The 17,599-nt window shown below is 60.2% G+C and carries 18 protein-coding genes; 8 read left to right on the forward strand and 10 right to left on the reverse strand.

Going from position 1 to position 17,599, the window contains the following annotated elements; all coding sequences use genetic code 11:
* The first annotated feature begins 125 nt into the window (after positions 1–125).
* The 5 genes from AC1RQB_RS06460 to mdoH all read left to right on the forward strand — a co-directional run bounded on the left by AC1RQB_RS06460 (position 126) and on the right by mdoH (position 7,256).
* Complete coding sequence (locus AC1RQB_RS06460; protein WP_063341834.1) at positions 126–1,055, forward strand: alpha/beta hydrolase; 930 nt, start codon at positions 126–128, stop codon at positions 1,053–1,055.
* 105 nt (positions 1,056–1,160) lie between these two features.
* The gene (pip, locus tag AC1RQB_RS06465; RefSeq protein ID WP_008068824.1) at positions 1,161–2,132 is read left to right on the forward strand and encodes a prolyl aminopeptidase; all 972 of its coding nucleotides are present in this window, start codon (positions 1,161–1,163) and stop codon (positions 2,130–2,132) included.
* Positions 2,129–2,566, forward strand: coding sequence for a D-aminoacyl-tRNA deacylase (gene dtd, locus AC1RQB_RS06470; protein ID WP_008068825.1), 438 nt, complete (start codon positions 2,129–2,131; stop codon positions 2,564–2,566). The genes pip and dtd overlap by 4 nt, the downstream gene beginning before the upstream one ends.
* A 321-nt stretch (positions 2,567–2,887) precedes the next feature.
* Positions 2,888–4,693: a glucan biosynthesis protein G gene (locus tag AC1RQB_RS06475; protein WP_008068827.1), complete on the forward strand. Its 1,806-nt coding sequence runs from the start codon at positions 2,888–2,890 to the stop codon at positions 4,691–4,693.
* Positions 4,686–7,256: a glucans biosynthesis glucosyltransferase MdoH gene (mdoH, locus tag AC1RQB_RS06480; RefSeq protein ID WP_063341833.1), complete on the forward strand. Its 2,571-nt coding sequence runs from the start codon at positions 4,686–4,688 to the stop codon at positions 7,254–7,256. Before AC1RQB_RS06475 ends, mdoH begins: the two co-directional genes overlap by 8 nt.
* A gap of 144 nt (positions 7,257–7,400) precedes the next feature.
* Here mdoH and AC1RQB_RS06485 read toward each other — a convergent pair whose 3' ends face one another.
* The 10 genes from AC1RQB_RS06485 to ubiE all read right to left on the reverse strand — a co-directional run bounded on the left by AC1RQB_RS06485 (position 7,401) and on the right by ubiE (position 15,582).
* The gene (locus tag AC1RQB_RS06485) at positions 7,401–9,317 is read right to left on the reverse strand and encodes a methyl-accepting chemotaxis protein (RefSeq protein WP_493094323.1); all 1,917 of its coding nucleotides are present in this window, start codon (positions 9,315–9,317) and stop codon (positions 7,401–7,403) included.
* Between the two features lie 219 nt (positions 9,318–9,536).
* Positions 9,537–10,244 carry a 16S rRNA (uracil(1498)-N(3))-methyltransferase gene (locus tag AC1RQB_RS06490; protein WP_063341831.1) on the reverse strand — a complete coding sequence of 236 codons (708 nt, stop codon included), beginning with the start codon at positions 10,242–10,244 and terminating at the stop codon, positions 9,537–9,539.
* Positions 10,241–11,035, reverse strand: coding sequence for a twin-arginine translocase subunit TatC (gene tatC / locus AC1RQB_RS06495; RefSeq protein ID WP_007899282.1), 795 nt, complete (start codon positions 11,033–11,035; stop codon positions 10,241–10,243). Before tatC ends, AC1RQB_RS06490 begins: the two co-directional genes overlap by 4 nt.
* On the reverse strand, positions 11,032–11,457 hold the full coding sequence (gene tatB, locus AC1RQB_RS06500; protein WP_063341830.1) for a Sec-independent protein translocase protein TatB: 426 nt from the start codon (positions 11,455–11,457) through the stop codon (positions 11,032–11,034). The genes tatC and tatB overlap by 4 nt, the downstream gene beginning before the upstream one ends.
* A gap of 10 nt (positions 11,458–11,467) precedes the next feature.
* Entirely contained in the window at positions 11,468–11,746 is a 279-nt protein-coding gene (locus AC1RQB_RS06505; protein WP_007899280.1) for a twin-arginine translocase TatA/TatE family subunit, read from the reverse strand.
* A 24-nt stretch (positions 11,747–11,770) separates the two neighbouring features.
* Positions 11,771–12,103, reverse strand: coding sequence for a phosphoribosyl-ATP diphosphatase (locus tag AC1RQB_RS06510; RefSeq protein WP_007899279.1), 333 nt, complete (start codon positions 12,101–12,103; stop codon positions 11,771–11,773).
* Positions 12,096–12,497, reverse strand: a complete 402-nt coding sequence (hisI, locus tag AC1RQB_RS06515) for a phosphoribosyl-AMP cyclohydrolase (protein WP_007899278.1) — start codon at positions 12,495–12,497, stop codon at positions 12,096–12,098. Before hisI ends, AC1RQB_RS06510 begins: the two co-directional genes overlap by 8 nt.
* Before the next feature lie 90 nt (positions 12,498–12,587).
* The gene (gene ubiB, locus AC1RQB_RS06520) at positions 12,588–14,192 is read right to left on the reverse strand and encodes a ubiquinone biosynthesis regulatory protein kinase UbiB (RefSeq protein ID WP_063341829.1); all 1,605 of its coding nucleotides are present in this window, start codon (positions 14,190–14,192) and stop codon (positions 12,588–12,590) included.
* Positions 14,189–14,812 carry a ubiquinone biosynthesis accessory factor UbiJ gene (locus tag AC1RQB_RS06525; RefSeq protein ID WP_063341828.1) on the reverse strand — a complete coding sequence of 208 codons (624 nt, stop codon included), beginning with the start codon at positions 14,810–14,812 and terminating at the stop codon, positions 14,189–14,191. Before AC1RQB_RS06525 ends, ubiB begins: the two co-directional genes overlap by 4 nt.
* On the reverse strand, positions 14,812–15,582 hold the full coding sequence (gene ubiE, locus AC1RQB_RS06530; protein ID WP_008005057.1) for a bifunctional demethylmenaquinone methyltransferase/2-methoxy-6-polyprenyl-1,4-benzoquinol methylase UbiE: 771 nt from the start codon (positions 15,580–15,582) through the stop codon (positions 14,812–14,814). Before ubiE ends, AC1RQB_RS06525 begins: the two co-directional genes overlap by 1 nt.
* Positions 15,583–15,737: 155 nt before the next feature.
* Between ubiE and AC1RQB_RS06535 the strand changes: the two genes are divergently transcribed.
* The 3 genes from AC1RQB_RS06535 (at position 15,738) to AC1RQB_RS06545 (ending at position 17,483) form a co-directional block, all read left to right on the forward strand.
* A complete protein-coding gene (locus AC1RQB_RS06535) occupies positions 15,738–16,013 on the forward strand; it encodes a polyhydroxyalkanoic acid system family protein (RefSeq protein WP_063341827.1) in 276 nt (91 codons plus the stop codon).
* Positions 16,014–16,261: 248 nt separating this feature from the next.
* The gene (locus AC1RQB_RS06540) at positions 16,262–16,684 is read left to right on the forward strand and encodes a phasin family protein (protein WP_007899266.1); all 423 of its coding nucleotides are present in this window, start codon (positions 16,262–16,264) and stop codon (positions 16,682–16,684) included.
* A 10-nt stretch (positions 16,685–16,694) separates the two neighbouring features.
* The gene (locus tag AC1RQB_RS06545) at positions 16,695–17,483 is read left to right on the forward strand and encodes a phasin family protein (RefSeq protein ID WP_063341826.1); all 789 of its coding nucleotides are present in this window, start codon (positions 16,695–16,697) and stop codon (positions 17,481–17,483) included.
* Positions 17,484–17,599 lie beyond the last annotated feature (116 nt).

Consider the following 17,599-nt stretch of genomic DNA (forward strand, 5'->3'; position numbering starts at 1 on the left):
CCCCCCCCCCCCCCCCCCCCCCCCCCCCCCCCCCCCCCCCCCCCCCCCCCCCCCCCCCCCCCGCTCCCACAGGATTTGCGTCGTTCAAATTTTTTGACTTCCTCTATTTGGCTGGCTGCAGGCTCATGGCTCCTTATCCACTCTCTGAACACATGGCGGCTTTCGTCGAGAAAACCCTCAGCTTCAACAGCACCGACAGCAGCCTCCCCGGTTTGCGTCAGGCCTACAGCGAGATGTGCCGGGCGTTTACCCCGCCGCGTCCCGCGGGGCTTGAGGTGATCGATTTCGAATTGGCGGGAGTGGCAGTGCGCGCCTGGCAACCGCTGGTCAAACCACCGACCAACGGTTGGCCGTGCATTGTGTACTTGCACGGCGGTGGTTGGGTGGTGGGGGATCTGGACTCCCACGCCTTCATCTGTGCCGAACTGGCGTCGATGCTCGGCGTGCTGGTGATCGCCGTCGATTATCGGTTGGCGCCGGAGCATCCGTTTCCAGCGGCGTTCGATGACTGCCTGGGTGTCTGGCGCGCGCTGCGTACAGGACCGTTTCGGCTCGACCCTGCACGCACCCTGGTGGTGGGCGACAGCGCTGGCGGCAACCTTGCCGCCGCGTTGTGCCTCGCTTTACGCGATGCCGACGAGCCTATGCCGTGCGCGCAAGTTCTGATCTATCCGGGGCTGGGCGGCGATCACCGATTGCCGTCGCGCAGCGAGTGCACCGATGCGCCATTGCTCAGCAGCAGCGACCTGGATTGTTATCACGCGTTGTATTTGGGCGGTAGTCGACAACCGGGTGCCTATGCGATGCCCTTGCTCGCCGACGATTTCAGTGGTCTGCCGCCGGCGTTGATCGCCGTGGCGCAGTTCGATCCGCTGCGCGATGACGGCGTGCTTTACGCCGAGCGACTCAACGCAGCTGGCGTGGGCGCAACGCTTTATTACGGGGAAGGACTGGTTCACGGCTGTTTGCGGGCGCGGGGGCAGGTCGCTGAGGTCGACCGGCTCTATGAAACCCTGCTCGGCTATTTGGCTGAGACGACGGCTGACAAACTCTGACGCTGCAAGGGGCATGCTCATTGACGTAATTCGGGTTTATGATGCCGGACGGCAGAATAATAGAAGTCCCCCCAGGGATGACCTCGACCCCTTACGGAGCGCGCAATGCAGACTTTGTACCCGCAGATCAAACCCCACGCCCGGCACGATCTGGCCGTCGATAAAACCCACACGCTGTATGTCGACGAAAGCGGTTCGCCGGAAGGTTTGCCGGTGGTGTTCATCCACGGCGGCCCCGGCGCCGGGTGTGATGCCCAGAGCCGCCGGTATTTTGATCCGAACCTGTATCGCATTGTCACCTTCGACCAGCGTGGTTGCGGTCGCTCCACGCCCCACGCCAGCCTGGAAAACAATACCACCTGGGATCTGGTCGCCGACCTGGAGCGGATTCGCAAGCACTTGGGCATCGACAAATGGGTGCTGTTCGGCGGCTCCTGGGGTTCGACCCTGGCCCTGGCCTACGCACAAACCCACCCGGAACGCGTGCACGGTTTGATTCTGCGCGGGATTTTTCTCTGCCGTCCCCAGGAAATCGAGTGGTTCTACCAGTGTGGCGCCAGTCGTTTGTTTCCCGATTACTGGCAGGACTACATCGCGCCGATCCCGCAGGACGAACGCCATGACTTACTGTCGGCGTTCCACAAACGCCTGGTCGGCAACGATCAGATAGCCCAGATGCACGCGGCCAAGGCCTGGTCCATGTGGGAAGGGCGCACCGCGACCCTGCGGCCGAATCCGCTGGTGGTCGACCGCTTCTCCGAGCCTCAGCGTGCGTTGTCCATCGCCCGTATCGAGTGCCACTACTTCACCAACAATGCTTTCCTCGAGCCGAACCAGTTGATTCGCGACATGGCCAAGATCGCCCACCTGCCCGGCGTCATCGTCCATGGTCGCTACGACGTGATCTGTCCGTTGGACAACGCCTGGGAACTGCATCAGGCCTGGCCGAACAGCGAATTGCAGGTGATTCGCGACGCCGGCCATGCGGCGTCCGAAACAGGTATTACTGATGCCTTGGTACGCGCAGCCGATCTGATGGCCCGTCGTATGCTCGACTTGTCGCCTGACGAAGCATGAAGGGCCTGCTACAACGCGTGCGTGGCGCGCGAGTCGAGGTTGCGGGAGAGGTGGTTGGCGCGATAGATCAGGGGTTGCTGGTGCTGGTGGCGGTCGAGCCCGACGATACGCGGGCCAGCGCCGACAAACTTCTGCATAAACTGCTTAACTATCGAGTGTTCAGTGACGCCGAGGGCAAGATGAATCTGTCCCTGGCGGACGTAGGCGGCGGGTTGCTGCTGGTCTCGCAGTTCACCTTGGCCGCCGACACCAAAAACGGGTTGCGCCCAAGTTTTTCGACTGCGGCTCCTCCAGGTTTGGGTGAGGAGCTGTTCGACTATCTAACAGGTAAAGCGAAACAGATGCATGGCACTGTGGCATCAGGTAGATTCGGCGCGGATATGCAGGTGCATCTGGTCAATGATGGCCCGGTAACCTTCCTGTTACAGACGTGAAAGCGCTTAAAACATCTTTTTAAGGGCATTTCGACTGAAAACAGAGGATTTTCCCGATAAATACTTGGTTCCACCTGATGCGTTGTAACGCGGCCTGCTAGATAATCGCGCGCTACGGGGATCAGCGTTCGTTGGTCCGTTTTGACTTAGGTAGAGACTTGTCCGAGACCTGTTGGGGAATCATTTTGCCCCATAGGAGTCGGAACAATGCTCGCCAACTTGGCAAGAGTCGTTCGCAGGGTCGGTTTTTTTCCACCGCACACCGTGCTGGCACTTTAACTGGCCGTTGGTTTTTTGATCTGTTTTCGGCGAGGGTTGCTCGTGATTGTTAGTCCCTGTAATGCACCAAAATTGTCTGCCAAACGGTTTCGAAGCGCTCTGGTAGCAGGCTCTGCACTGCTCTGCCTGTTCAGCGCCGGTCAACTTTGGGCATTCAATCTGGATGACGTATCGGTCAAGGCAAAAGAGCTGGCCGGGCAAAAATACGAAGCCCCGCGCAGTAACCTGCCGAATGAATTTCGCGAGATGAAATTCGCGGACTATCAAAAAATCCGGTTCCTCACGGAAAAAGCCGAATGGGCGAACCAGAAAACCCCTTTCAAGCTGTCGTTCTATCACCAGGGCATGCACTTCGATACGCCGGTGAAAATCAACGAAATCACGGCCAACACCGTCGAAGAGATCAAATACGACCCAAGTCGTTTCGATTTCGGCGACGTGAAGTTCGATCCTAAAGCCACCGAACAGCTGGGCTATGCCGGTTTCCGTGTGCTGTACCCGATCAACAAGGCCGACAAGCAAGACGAAATCATGACCATGCTTGGCGCGAGCTACTTCCGCGTCATCGGCAAGGGGCAAACCTACGGGCTCTCCGCTCGCGGCATGGCCATTGATACCGCGTTGCCATCCGGCGAAGAGTTCCCGCGCTTCACCGAGTTCTGGATTCAACAGCCCAAACCGGGCGACAAGCACCTGGTGATCTTTGCCCTGCTGGATTCGCCGCGTGCCACCGGTGCCTATCGCCTGACCGTACGTCCAGGCAGCGACACGGTCGTCGACGTCAAGGCCAAGATGTTCCTGCGTGACAAAGTCACCAAGCTCGGCGTTGCGCCGTTGACCAGCATGTTCCTGTTCGGCGCCAACCAGCCGTCGAAAGTGCTGAACTACCGTCGCGAGCTGCACGATTCCAGCGGCCTGTCGATCCATGCCGGCAATGGCGAATGGATCTGGCGCCCACTGAACAATCCGAAACACCTGGCGGTGAGCAACTTCTCGATCGAGAACCCGCGCGGTTTCGGCTTGCTGCAACGTGGCCGTGACTTCAGTCACTACGAAGACCTCGATGACCGCTACGACAAGCGCCCAAGTGCCTGGATCGAACCGAAAGGCGATTGGGGCAAAGGCTCCGTCGATCTGGTAGAGATTCCTACGGCCGACGAAACCAACGACAATATTGTCGCTTTCTGGAGTCCGGAAAAACTGCCTGAGCCTGGCCAGTCCCTGGACGTTGCCTACCGCATGCACTGGACTCTCGACGAAGCCTCCCTGCATTCGCCGGACAGCGCCTGGGTTCAACAGACCTTGCGTTCCACAGGTGACGTCAAGCAGTCGAACCTGATTCGTCAACCGGACGGCAGCGTAGCCTATCTGGTGGATTTCCAAGGCCCGTCCCTGCAAGTCCTGCCGGAAGATGCTGAAGTGCGCAGCCAGGTGAGCGTTGGCGACAACGCAGAACTGGTCGAGAACAGCGTCCGTTACAACCCTGAAACCAAGGGCTGGCGCCTGACCCTGCGGATGAAGATCAAGGATCCGAGCAAGGCCACCGAAATGCGCGCTGCGCTGGTCAAGACCATCACGCCTGCCGAGGCACTCAAGACCGCGGCACCAGCGTCCAGTTCTTCCGTTGCCAAGGCCGACAAGATCGCCGCCCGCCAGCAAGAGAAGAAGGACAAGGAAGCCAAGCAGGCTGAAGCACAAGCCCAGCAAGTCAAGGACACCAAGGACAAGGACAACAAAGACGCCAAGCAGCCTGTTGCTGCCGAAGCGGCCCCAGCCACAACGGAATCGGCACCGACTGAACAAGTCCTGACCGAGACCTGGAGCTATCAGTTGCCCGCCGATGAGTAATTCACAAGTACAGCCACAATCGCTTGCCGAGTACCTGGCGCATTTGCCGATGAGCGACGAGCAGCGCGCGGAACTCGCGGGCTGCAAGTCTTTCAGTGAACTGCACGAACGTCTGTCGTCCTCGACGTTCGACGCGCCAACCGAGGCTGCTCAAGCCTCGGTTGGCCGGCGCCTGACCCTGAACTCCGCGGAAGAACTGGCGGATGCGGAAATGCTGGTGCTCGACGCCAGTGGTCGGGTTTGCCTGAAGGCAACCCCACCGATCCGTCGGACCAAAGTCGTGCCCGAGCCGTGGCGCACCAACATTCTGGTGCGTGGCTGGCGTCGGCTGACCGGTCGCACCAATCCGCCGGCGCCGCCGAAAGATGAGAACGTGCTGCCGGCAGCTCGCTGGCGCACCGTCGGTTCGATCCGACGCTACATTCTTCTGGTGCTGATGCTCGGTCAGACGATCGTCGCCGGCTGGTACATGAAAGGCATCATGCCGTACCAGGGCTGGTCGTTCGTCGATCTTGAAGAAGTCCTGCATCAACCTCTGACCCAAACCGCCACGCAAGTGCTGCCATATGCCTTGCAAACCAGCATTCTGATTATGTTCGGGATTCTGTTCTGCTGGGTCTCGGCCGGTTTCTGGACTGCGCTGATGGGCTTCCTCGAGTTGATCACCGGCCGCGACAAGTACCGCATTTCCGGCGCCAGTGCCGGCAATGAGCCGATCGCCAAGGACGCACGCACCGCACTGGTGATGCCGATCTGCAACGAAGACGTGCCGCGGGTGTTCGCCGGTTTGCGGGCGACCTTCGAATCGGTGGCGGCCTCGGGCAACCTGGATCGCTTCGACTTTTTCGTACTCAGCGACAGTAACGACGCCGATATCTGCGTTGCCGAGCAGCAGGCCTGGCTGGACGTCTGCCGTGAAGCCAAGGGCTTTGGCAAGATCTTCTATCGCCGCCGCCGTCGCCGCGTAAAGCGTAAAAGCGGCAACCTCGACGACTTCTGCCGTCGTTGGGGTGGTGACTACAAGTACATGGTCGTACTCGACGCCGACAGCGTGATGAGCGGCGAATGCCTGAGCAGTCTGGTGCGCCTGATGGAAGCCACGCCGGACGCCGGGATCATCCAGACCGCGCCGCGTGCGTCGGGCATGGACACCCTTTATGCGCGTATGCAGCAGTTCGCCACGCGTGTGTATGGTCCGTTGTTCACCGCCGGTCTGCACTTCTGGCAGTTGGGCGAATCCCACTATTGGGGTCACAACGCGATCATCCGCATGAAGCCGTTCATCGAGCACTGCGCCCTGGCGCCGTTGCCCGGTAAAGGCGCGTTTGCCGGTGCGATTCTGTCCCACGACTTCGTCGAAGCTGCGCTGATGCGCCGTGCCGGCTGGGGCGTGTGGATTGCCTACGACTTGCCGGGCAGCTACGAAGAACTACCGCCGAACCTGCTGGACGAACTCAAGCGTGACCGTCGCTGGTGCCACGGTAACCTGATGAACTTCCGGCTGTTCCTGGTAAAAGGCATGCACCCGGTGCACCGTGCGGTGTTCCTGACCGGCGTGATGTCGTACCTGTCTGCGCCGTTGTGGTTCTTGTTCCTGGTGTTGTCGACGGCCTTGCTGGCGGTCAATACGTTGATGGAGCCGCAGTACTTCCTGGAACCGCGTCAGCTCTATCCACTGTGGCCACAATGGCAGCCGGACAAGGCAATTGCGCTGTTCTCGACGACCATCGTGCTGCTGTTCCTGCCGAAGTTGCTGAGCATCATCCTGATCTGGGCCAAGGGCGCGAAAGAGTTTGGTGGCAAGTTCAAGGTGACGCTGTCGATGCTGCTGGAGATGTTGTTTTCCATGCTGCTGGCGCCGGTGCGGATGATCTTCCACACCCGTTTCGTACTCGCCGCGTTCCTCGGCTGGGCCGCGACCTGGAACTCGCCGCAACGTGACGACGACTCCACGCCGTGGAGCGAAGCGGTCAAGCGCCACGGCCCGCAAACCTTGCTGGGCTTCTTCTGGGCCCTGTTGGTGATCTGGCTGAATCCGAGCTTCTTGTGGTGGCTGGTGCCGATCGTCGGTTCGCTGATGTTGTCGATCCCGGTATCGGTGATCTCCAGTCGCGTCGGCCTGGGCCTGAAGTCCCGTGACGAAAGCCTGTTCCTGATTCCTGAGGAATATGCCCCGCCACAGGAATTGCTGGCGACCGATCAGTACACCCACGAAAACCGTTGGCATGCACTGAACGACGGCTTCGTCCGGTCAGTGGTCGATCCTCAGCAGAACGCTTTGGCGTGTGCGTTGGCGACGTCTCGTCACCGTCAGGCCGAGCCGATCGAATGGTTGCGCATCGAGCGGGTTCGCCATGCGATGAAGGTCGGGCCAGCCGGGCTGACCAACAACGAGCGCGTGGCCCTGCTGAGTGATCCGGTGGCACTGGGTCGCTTGCATGAGCAAGTCTGGAACGAAGGCCACGCCGAGTGGCTGCAAGCCTGGCGCACATCGGTGGATGCCGATCCCCATGCGCCGCTGTTGCCGCTCAAGCCTGTGAGCGTGCAGCCTCAGCCGGCATAACGAAAAGCCCCGCGAAAGCGGGGCTTTTTTTGGGCTGATGATCTGACTGAGCACAACTTTGTGTTCGGCGCGGATCCTGTGGGAGCGGGCTTGCCCGCGATTGCATCACCCCGGTTTCAAGCGAGCCGGGATACCCGCATCAGCTCAAACCTTGAACCGCCCCACCAGCATCTGCAAATGCGTCCCCAGCCGCGCCAGCTCGACGCTGGAGGCCGCGGTCTCTTCACTGGCTGCCGAGGTCTGCTCGGACACATCACGCACGTTCAGCACGCTGCGGTTGATCTCTTCAGCCACCGCGCTCTGTTGCTCGGCAGCGGCGGCGATCTGCTGGTTCATTGACTGGATCGCCGATACGGTGCGGGTGATGCTTTCCAGCGAGCCACCGGCGCGGCGGGTCAGTTCGACACTGCTGTCAGTCAGGCTGCGGCTGTTTTCCATGATGGTCGCGACCTGCTGAGTGCCGGTTTGCAGGCCGACGATCAGCTCTTCGATTTCTTCGGTGGACTTCTGTGTGCGCTGGGCCAGGCTGCGGACTTCGTCGGCGACCACCGCAAAACCGCGCCCGGCTTCACCGGCGCGGGCGGCTTCGATGGCGGCGTTGAGCGCCAGCAGGTTGGTTTGCTGAGCCACGGACTTGATCACATCGAGCACGCTGCCGATCTTGTCGCTTTCGCGTTTCAGATCGCCCATGGCGGCGGTGGAGTTGCCGACTTCGACGGCCAGGCGCTCGATCTGGGCGATGGCTTCGCCGACCACTCTGTCACCCTCGCGGGCTTGTTGGTCGGCGGCGACGGCAGCTTCGGACGCTTCCTCGGCATTGCGCGCGACTTCTTGCACCGTGGCGGTCATTTCGTGCATGGCGGTGGCCACCTGATCGGTCTCGACCTTCTGGCTGTTGACCCCGGCGCTGGTTTGTTCGGTAACGGCGGACAGCTCTTCAGCGGCGCTGGCGATCTGGGTCACGCCGTTGCTGATGCCTCCGATCAGTTCCCGCAGGCCCAGGGTCATGCTCTGCATGGCGCGCTGCAGCTGACCCAGTTCGTCCTGACGTTCGGAGGTCAGGTTGTGAGTCAGGTCGCCCGCGGCGACACGCTCGGCCACTTTGAGGGTCTGGCCCAGGGGAATGACGATCTGGCGAGTGATGGCCCAAGCCGCGAATAAACCAAAGGCTGACGCCAGGACGGTGGCCAGCAGCAGCATGTTTTTGGCATGTGCCGCATCGGTGTCACGTACGACGGTTTGCGAGGCGGTGAGCTTTTTGCTGGTGTCGAACAGAATGTCGCCTTGCGCGCTCATGCGTTTGAGGGCAGCAGCACTGGCGACCTGGGAGTCGCGGAACTGGCTGACAGCCGCGCGATAGGCTTTGAGCGAGTCGGTCGCCTGTTGCAGGTTGGCGATGTGTTGTTCCGGCAGTTGAGACGGCAGGCTTTCAAGGTTTTTCAGAGCATTGCCGATGGCGTCCAGCGCTGGCTGCTCGGCTTCGGGCTTGCCGCTATAGGTGTAGCCGCGTACCTGGAAACGCGCTTGCTGGATCAGTTTGCTCAGGTCGATCACGCTGTTGAACTGGGCGACACTGTCGCCTTGCAGCAGGGATTTTTCGACTTCAGCGACCCGGGTCACAGCGTTATCGGCAGTGGCGCCCAATTTGCTGCGAGCATCTTCGCGGGTGGCGGTAGCCTGAGTCATATCAGCGAAGGCGCGTTTGTACTCGCTGACGGCGGCAAGCTGTTGATCGACCATTGCCACGTCGGCAGGCTGTTCGACCAGCGTACGGGCGGTTTTCAGGCCGGTATCGAGTTGACCGATCAGCTCGTTAACGGCGCCCGGGCCTTGTTCGCCACGGCGCATGTCGTAATCCAGACGGGCGAGACGCAGGTCTTTGGTCAGCTCATTGAGGCTGGAAATAAACCCTAGCGTATCGCCACGGCTGATCACACCGCTCAGGCCGGTCCAGCCGGTAAAGGTGATCAACAAGGTCAGAAGCAGCACCAGACCGAAGCCGACACCCAGTTTGCGATTGACGCTTATATTTCCCAGTTTCTCGGCTAGCCATCGGTACATGCTGCTACTCCCTCGGACCATTAATTGGTTTTATGGGAACTGTATCGGCCGGCTGGCAGGGATCTGTAGGGGAGTAAACACCTGTGGCGAGGGAGCTTGCTCCCGCTTGGGCGCGAAGCGGCCAGCGCTTTTTACCAGCAAGACCGCATTCACCGGTTTTACGATTGCTTCGCAGCCGAGCGGGAGCAAGCTCCCTCGCCACAAATAGGGTGTTTGACGTTAAAACAGCCGCGAAAGCAGCGCGGTGACGGCGGTTTCGACTCGCAGGATGCGCTCGCCGAGTTGTACCGGTTGCAGGCCGGCCTTGGCCAGCAGGTCGATTTCGTAGGGAATCCAGCCGCCTTCGGGGCCGATAGCCAGTGTCACTGGCTCGTCCAGTCCGCGAGGACAGGGTGGGTAGTTACCGGGATGACCGACCAGGCCGAGGGTGCCTTCGGTAATGGCCGGCAGACGGTCTTCGACAAAGGGCTTGAAGCGTTTCTCGATGACGATTTCCGGCAGCACGCTGTCCCGGGCTTGTTCAAGACCCAGGATCAATTGCTCGCGAATCGCCTCGGGTTCCAGGAACGGGGTTTGCCAGAAGCTCTTCTCGACGCGATAGCTGTTCACCAGCACGATGCGCGGCACGCCCATGGCGGACACGGTCTGAAACACTCGGCGGAGCATTTTCGGTCGCGGCAGAGCCAGCACCAAAGTTAGCGGCAGCTTGGCCGGTGGCGGCTGGTCGAGGGTGACGCGCAACTCGGCTTCATCGGCGTCCAGGCGCAATAACTCGGCCGAGCCCATCAAGCCTCCGATACGCCCGACCCGCAGGCTGTCGCCAACCACCGAGCGATGGACTTCCTGCATGTGGGTCAACCGACGATCGCGCAGGATCGCCCGATCGGCCGCAATGAAGTCGGCCTCTTCGAGGAGCAGCAGGTTCACGCTTGGGTCGCTGGCGGCTGGTCGTTGTGATCGTCAGCCGGCTGGTCGTCCGGATGCTCGCCACGCTTGCTGATCAGGCTGCCGAACAGGATGCCGATTTCGAACAGCAACCACATCGGTACGGCCAACAGCGTCTGCGAGAAGATGTCCGGTGGCGTCAGGATCATGCCGACCACGAAGCAGCCGATGATCACGTACGGGCGGATTTTCTTCAGGTAGGCGACGTTGACCACGCCGATCCACACCAGCAGCACCACAGCTACCGGAATCTCGAACGCCACGCCGAAGGCGAAGAACAGCGTCATGACGAAATCAAGGTAGCTGGTGATGTCGGTCATCATTTCCACGCCGGCCGGGGTGGCGGCGGCGAAGAACTTGAAGATCAGCGGGAACACCAGGAAATAGGCGAAGGCCATGCCGGTGTAGAACAGCAGAATGCTGGACACCAGCAACGGCACCGCGATGCGCTTCTCATGCTTGTACAGGCCCGGCGCGATAAAGCCCCAGATCTGATGCAGGATCACCGGGATCGCCAGGAACAGCGAGACCATCATGGTCAGCTTCAGCGGCGTCAGGAACGGCGACGACACGTCGGTGGCGATCATCGTCGCGCCGGCCGGCAGGTACTGGCGCAGCGGCGTGGAGACGAAGGTGTAGATCTGCTGGGTGAAGGCGAACAGCCCGGCAAAAATGATGAACACCGCCACGACACAACGCAGCAGGCGAGTGCGCAACTCGGTGAGGTGCGAAACCAGCGGCATGTGCTGGTCGTTTTCGGGAAGATCGCTCATGAGGCTCGCGGCGGCAAAGTGGTGTCGTGAGGCGCCGGCGTTGTCGGCGCGGCGGCAGGAGCAACAGGTTCTACTGAAGGTGCAGGTGCAGCGGCTGCAACTACCGGCGTAGCCTCAGTCGCAGGCGCATGAATCGTCTGCGTCGCTACAGGTTCCACCGGCGTCGGCTCCTGTTGAGTTGGCGTGAAGATCTTCCGCGCCTCCTGCTCCAGGGACAGAATGTGCTCGTTGTGCAGTTGCCGACGAATCTCGTCGGCACCGATTTCACGTTCAACTTCCTGTTTGATCGCGTTGAAGCTGCGCTTCAGCCGCCCGACCCACAGGCCGGCGGTGCGCGCAGCACCCGGCAGACGCTCGGGGCCCAGCACCAGCAGGGCGACGAGGCCGACGAGCAGCAGTTCAGAGAAGCTGATACCAAACATTAGTCTGTGCTCACACGTCTTTGCGGATCGGCTCTTCGACTTTTTGCGCCTGCACATCAATGGTGTGCGGCGGGTTCACGGACTGTGTGGTCTGTGGCTGAACAGGTGGAACCGGTTGGGCCGGGGTCGCTGTCGGGTCGGCCGGTTTTTCGTCGTCGTTCATGGCTTTACGAAAGCCCTTGATCGACTCGCCCACGTCAGTGCCGAGGTTTTTCAGCTTCTTGGTGCCGAACACCAGCACCACGACAACCAGGATGACGACCCAGTGTTTCCAGTCAAAAATGCCCATGTTGCGTTCCTCTCCAATAGTTGTTCAGGCGGACGGGCGAGAGGCTTTCTCGGCGTGTCCGGACAGACCGAAGCGACGGTCCAGTTCATCGAGCACAGCCTGTGGATGCTGCCCCAGCTGGGCGAGCATGACCATGCTGTGGAACCACAAATCGGCGGTCTCGTAGATCACATCGCTGCAGTCACCGCTAATGGCGGCATCCTTGGCGGCAATGATGGTTTCGACCGACTCTTCGCCGACTTTTTCCAGAATCTTGTTCAAGCCCTTGTGGTACAGGCTGGCAACATACGAGCTGTCGGCGGCGGCGCCTTTGCGCTCTTCCAGCACCTGGGCCAGACGGGTCAGGGTGTCACTCATGGGTATGTCCTGCCGAGTAGATAGCGTGCGGGTCTTTAAGCACCGGGTCGACGGTTTTCCAGTCTCCGTTCTCGAAGACGCGGTAGAAGCAGCTCTGACGGCCGGTATGGCAGGCGATGTCGCCGATCTGCTCAACCATCAGGATGATCACGTCAGCGTCACAGTCCAGGCGCATCTCATGCAGGGTTTGCACGTGACCGGACTCTTCGCCCTTGCGCCACAGCTTGCCACGGGAACGTGACCAGTAAATGGCACGGTTCTCGGCGGCGGTCAATTCCAGTGCTTCGCGGTTCATCCAGGCCATCATCAGGACGCGTCCGGTCTTGTGATCCTGGGCAATCGCCGGCACGAGGCCGTCGGCGTCCCACTTGATCTCGTCCAGCCAGTTTTTCATCTTCGACTCCGACGCGGGCTCTACTTCAATAGTTGAGGCCAATGTTCAAATTCAGCGTTGAAACAGTGTGCCAGCGTGCGGCGCGACTGGCTATCGGCGAACGACCAGATACAAGCCGACCGCCACCATGATTCCGGCGGGCCAATGCCCCAATTCGTTCAGCGGGCCACCGGCGGCGAGTATCGTGCCACCCGCCAGGTGAGCGGTGCCGAGCAACCGCAGGAACCAGTCATCCTTGCGTTTGTGCCAAGGGGGCGGCGGGTCGTTGGCGTGGGGCTGAGACATGCGCTCGAGCAGGTCGCGGGCCATGTTGGCCAGGTGCGGGATCTGCTCGAACTGGCTCTGCACGTTGCCGATCAAGGCTTTGGGGCTGACCCGCTCGCGCATCCAGCGTTCGAGGAACGGCTGGGCGGTGTTCCACAGATCGAGGTCCGGGTACAGCTGACGGCCCAGGCCTTCGATGTTCAACAGGGTTTTTTGCAGCAATACCAACTGCGGCTGCACTTCCATGTTGAAGCGTCGGGCGGTCTGGAACAGGCGCATCAGCACTTGGCCGAAGGAAATATCTTTTAACGGTTTTTCGAAGATCGGCTCGCACACGGTACGGATCGCTGCTTCGAATTCGTTGAGTTTGGTTTCCGCCGGCACCCAGCCCGAATCGATGTGCAACTGCGCGACACGCCGGTAATCACGCTTGAAGAACGCGAACAGGTTGCGCGCCAGATAGTCCTGGTCTTCCGGGGTCAGGCTGCCGACGATGCCGCAGTCGATCGCAATGTACTGCGGGCTCCACGGTTGCACGGTGCTGACGAAGATGTTGCCGGGGTGCATGTCGGCGTGGAAGAAGCTGTCGCGGAACACTTGGGTGAAGAAGATCTCCACGCCACGCTCGGCGAGCATTTTCATGTCGGTGCGCTGGTCGGCCAGGGTCGCGAGGTCGGTGACCTGAATCCCGTAGATGCGCTCCATCACCAGCACCTTCGGCCGGCACCAGTCCCAATAGACTTGCGGCACATACAGCAGTGGCGAGCCGTCGAAGTTGCGCTTCAACTGGCTGGCGTTAGCCGCCTCGCGCAGCAGGTCGAGTTCGTCGTAGATGGTTTTTTCGTAGTCGCTGACCACGTCCACCGGGTGCAGCAGGCGAGCGTCGGCCGAGAGTTTTTCTGCGGCGCGGGCGAGGATGAACAGCCACGCCAGGTCCTGCGCAATGATCGGTTTCAGGCCCGGGCGGATCACTTTGACGACGACTTCTTCACCGGTTTTCAGCTGCGCGGCATGCACTTGCGCCACCGAGGCCGAGGCCAGTGGTTCGACGTCGAAACGGCTGAAGACTTCACTGATTTTTTTGCCAAGCTGCTCTTCGATCAGCCTGATCGACACTTGCGAGTCGAACGGCGGCACACGGTCCTGCAGCATCATCAGTTCATCGGCGATGTCTTCGGGCAGCAGGTCGCGGCGTGTGGACAGGATTTGACCGAACTTGATGAAAATCGGCCCCAGGTCCTGCAACGCCAGGCGCAGTCGCGCGCCACGGCTCAGGTCCAGCGTCTTGCGCGGAAACCAGCGCCACGGCAAGGCATAGCGCAGCGCCAGCAGAAACCAGGGCAATGGCAGGGCGAACAGCAGGTCATCGAGGCGGTAGCGAATCACAACGCGCTGGATGCGCAACAAACGGCGGACGGCAAGCAGCTTCATGCGTTATCGCTTGGGTCGAGGGATCGGAAAAGGCGCTCGAAACGCGCCTCGAGACGTTCCAGATCGAGCTTGATCTGGTCCAGTTCATTAAAACGGGCGTCAGCTTCGCGCTGACCGACGAGGGCGCGCGATTCTTCGGCCAGGTATTCGCCCAGGTTCTGGTTCAGGCTGGCGAACCCTTGTTGATACCAGCGTGCGCGACTGCGCAGGTGACCGCCGAGCAGTTGCGTGGCCACAGGTCCCAGCCAGCGCGAGAGTTCGTACTCCCAGTCCAGCTCAAGGTCCTGAAGGATCGCCGCCAGTTCCAGCAGCACGCCGCTGTCGCCATCGAGTTCGACTTCTGGTGCATGCAGAATCGAAGTCTTGTCCTTGCTCGTTGCCAGTTTCAGCAGGCTTGAGGCCGGTGCGCGCAAGGTGCAGTCGGCGCCGGTTTCCCACTGGGAGGCGAGCATCAGGCCTTCATCGCTGGGCAGGATGAACACTTGCAGCGCCGGGCTGCGGCAGTCGACGGCAATCACCTTGCCACTCAAATGCGCCAGCCGCGGCAGGGCCGTGCTGTCGAGACGCAGCACCCGGTTCAGGCCGAGTTCAACGCTGGCGAGCAGGCCGGCCAGCAACATCAGGGCTTGATGCCACGGTGCAGGGCGACGATGCCTGCGGTCATGTTGTGATAGGTCACGCGGTCGAAACCGGCCTCGACCATCATCGACTTCAGGGTTTCCTGATTCGGGTGCATGCGGATCGATTCGGCCAGGTAGCGATAGCTTTCCGAATCATTGGTGATCAACTTGCCCATCAACGGCATGAAGGCGAACGAGTAGGCGTCGTAGGCTTTGGACATCAGCGCGTTGGTCGGTTTGGAGAATTCCAGCACCAGCAAACGGCCGCCCGGTTTCAGCACGCGCAACATCGAGCGCAGGGCATCTTCTTTGTGCGTCACGTTGCGCAGGCCGAAAGCAATGGTCACGCAATCGAAATGGTTGTCCGGGAACGGCAGCTTTTCAGCATCGGCCTGGACGAATTCGACGTTGCCGGACACACCCAGATCCAGCAGGCGGTCACGACCGACCTTGAGCATGGATTCGTTGATGTCGGCCAACACTACCTGGCCGGTCGGGCCAACGAGGTGCGAGAACTTGCGGGTCAGGTCGCCAGTGCCGCCGGCAATATCCAGCACGCGGTTACCGGTGCGCACGCCCGACAGTTCGATCGCGAAACGCTTCCACAGACGGTGCATGCCGCCCGACAGGAGGTCGTTCATCAGGTCGTACTTGGCGGCTACCGAGTGGAAAACCTCAGCGACTTTTTCCGCTTTCTGGCTTTCCGGAACGTTTTTGAAGCCGAAGTGAGTGGTGGGTTCGGCATCGCTGCCTTTGCGCTGATCAGTCATATCGCTGTCACCAAAAGAGAATGCGGGACATTCTAATCCCGGTGGCCTGCTTTGTCTTGGCAAGGCTGAAGGTAAGATAGGCAACTACCGGGACGTTTTGACGCATGCAGGGTCAAGATGTCTTGAGCAAGTCACGATAAAGCAGGAGTCATTCGATGGCCCGTATTAGTGTTGAGCGTGCCCACGGCCTGGGTAAGGAAGCGGCCCGCGAGAAGGCCGACAAGTTGGCGCAGAAACTGTCCGAGCAATATGGCCTGGAGCCGCAGTGGTCCGGCGACATCCTGAATCTCAGGCGCTCAGGTGTAAAAGGGGCGGTGTATGTGGGTGAGGATTCGATCAAGGTCGATGTCGAACTGGGCCTGTTGATGTCTGCCATGAGCGGCACGATCAAATCGGAAATCGAAAGGGCCCTGGATAAAGCACTGACCTGATCCATTCTTTCTGTGGATTGAGGAACCCTGTGGGAGCGGGCTTGCCCGCGAAGACGGTATTTCTGCCGCAGGAGATATTGCGGATGTACAGGCCTCTTCGCGGGCAAGCCCGCTCCCACAGGTTCGGCGGCGTACCTACTTGTTTATGTCACTTGTTAGGGTGCCGTTTCTAATTATTCTCACTACTTTGTGCCTGAGCCCGACTCTCTGCGGGCAGTTCCTCGACCCTTCTGCGCGTGAGGTGCACCATGGCCAAAGTTATTTTGAAGAAAAAAGTCGACGTTGAGACTAACGCCCTGGGCGACGTCAAATCGTATGCCCGCAAGATCTGGCTCGCTGGCCTGGGTGCTTACACCAAGGTCGGCCAAGAGGGTAGCGAGTACGTTCAAGAGCTGATCAAGGCTGGTCAAGCTGTTGAAAAGAAAGGCAAAAAAGTAGTCACTGAAAAACTTGAAGCGGCCAATGCCGAGATCGATGAAGCCAAGAGTGAAGTGAGCACTTTCAAAGGCAAAGTCGAACTTCAACTCGACAAAGTCGAAAGGGCTTTCGATACACGTATCGCAAGTGCCTTGAATCGTATCGGCATTCCGTCTAAACATGACGTTGAGACACTCTCTGCTAAGCTCGATGAGCTGACGGCATTGCTCGAACGTGTCGCGCGTAAATCTTAAGGAGAACGGGATGGCTGGTAAAAAGAATACTGAAAAAGAAGGCAGCTCGTGGATCGGGAAGGTCGAAGACTACTCCCGCAAGATCTGGCTGGCTGGTTTAGGCGTGTACTCGAAGATCGACACTGACGGCAGCAAGCTCTTCGATACATTGGTTAAGGACGGCGAGAAAGCCGAGAAGCTCACCAAGAGCGCTGTCGGCAAGAAAGTTGATGCCGCCAAGGACTCCGCTTCGTCGGCCAAGTCGCGCATCAGCGGCGTGAAAGATCGTGCACTGGGCAAATGGGATGAGCTGGAAGGGGCTTTCGACAAGCGCCTGAACAGCGCCATTTCGCGCCTGGGTGTACCGAGCCGCAATGAGGTCAAGGCACTGCACAGCAAGGTCGATACTCTGACCAAGCAAATCGAAAAACTCACCGGTGCCAAGGTTGCGCCTGTTGCGGCGAAAACCGCGGCGGCCAAACCAGCAGCCAAAAGCGTAGCCAAACCATTGGCCAAGGCTGCCGCTAAACCGGCAACCAAAACTGCCGCGGCGAAACCTGCAGCTAAAGCGGCCGCCAAACCAGCCGCTAAACCTGCAGTTAAAACCGCAGCAGCCAAACCCGCCGCGGCGAAAAAGCCAGCAGCCAAGAAGCCTGCAGTGAAAAAACCGGCCGCCCCGAAAGCGGCTGCACCGAAACCAGTAGTGGCTGCCGCCAAGCCGGTAACTCCGGTCAGCACGGCGAACTCCTCCACTGCTCCGACACCTGCTGTAACCCCGACTGCTGCGCCGGCTCCATCGACGCCAACCAGTCAGTCCTGATGATCGTTCCCACGCTCCGCGTGGGAATGCCTCACCGGACGCTCCGCGTCCATTGCGGCAGTGACGCAGAGCGTCACTGGCTGCATTCCCACGCGGAGCATGGGAACGATCACGCC

The organism is Pseudomonas sp. GW822-FHT02E03 (genome assembly GCF_058802325.1).

Coding starts and splice junctions, on each gene's coding strand:
- ubiE (WP_008005057.1), bottom strand. CDS start 15,582: ATGACTGATCAGCGCAAAGGCAGCGATGCCGAACCCACCACTCACTTC.
- hisI (WP_007899278.1), bottom strand. CDS start 12,497: ATGAAAAACTGGCTGGACGAGATCAAGTGGGACGCCGACGGCCTCGTG.
- mdoH (WP_063341833.1), top strand. CDS start 4,686: ATGAGTAATTCACAAGTACAGCCACAATCGCTTGCCGAGTACCTGGCG.
- AC1RQB_RS06510 (WP_007899279.1), bottom strand. CDS start 12,103: ATGAGTGACACCCTGACCCGTCTGGCCCAGGTGCTGGAAGAGCGCAAA.
- AC1RQB_RS06535 (WP_063341827.1), top strand. CDS start 15,738: ATGGCCCGTATTAGTGTTGAGCGTGCCCACGGCCTGGGTAAGGAAGCG.
- AC1RQB_RS06525 (WP_063341828.1), bottom strand. CDS start 14,812: ATGTTGCTGGCCGGCCTGCTCGCCAGCGTTGAACTCGGCCTGAACCGG.
- tatB (WP_063341830.1), bottom strand. CDS start 11,457: ATGTTTGGTATCAGCTTCTCTGAACTGCTGCTCGTCGGCCTCGTCGCC.
- pip (WP_008068824.1), top strand. CDS start 1,161: ATGCAGACTTTGTACCCGCAGATCAAACCCCACGCCCGGCACGATCTG.
- AC1RQB_RS06485 (WP_493094323.1), bottom strand. CDS start 9,317: ATGTACCGATGGCTAGCCGAGAAACTGGGAAATATAAGCGTCAATCGC.
- AC1RQB_RS06540 (WP_007899266.1), top strand. CDS start 16,262: ATGGCCAAAGTTATTTTGAAGAAAAAAGTCGACGTTGAGACTAACGCC.
- ubiB (WP_063341829.1), bottom strand. CDS start 14,192: ATGAAGCTGCTTGCCGTCCGCCGTTTGTTGCGCATCCAGCGCGTTGTG.
- tatC (WP_007899282.1), bottom strand. CDS start 11,035: ATGAGCGATCTTCCCGAAAACGACCAGCACATGCCGCTGGTTTCGCAC.
- AC1RQB_RS06545 (WP_063341826.1), top strand. CDS start 16,695: ATGGCTGGTAAAAAGAATACTGAAAAAGAAGGCAGCTCGTGGATCGGG.
- AC1RQB_RS06460 (WP_063341834.1), top strand. CDS start 126: ATGGCTCCTTATCCACTCTCTGAACACATGGCGGCTTTCGTCGAGAAA.
- dtd (WP_008068825.1), top strand. CDS start 2,129: ATGAAGGGCCTGCTACAACGCGTGCGTGGCGCGCGAGTCGAGGTTGCG.
- AC1RQB_RS06505 (WP_007899280.1), bottom strand. CDS start 11,746: ATGGGCATTTTTGACTGGAAACACTGGGTCGTCATCCTGGTTGTCGTG.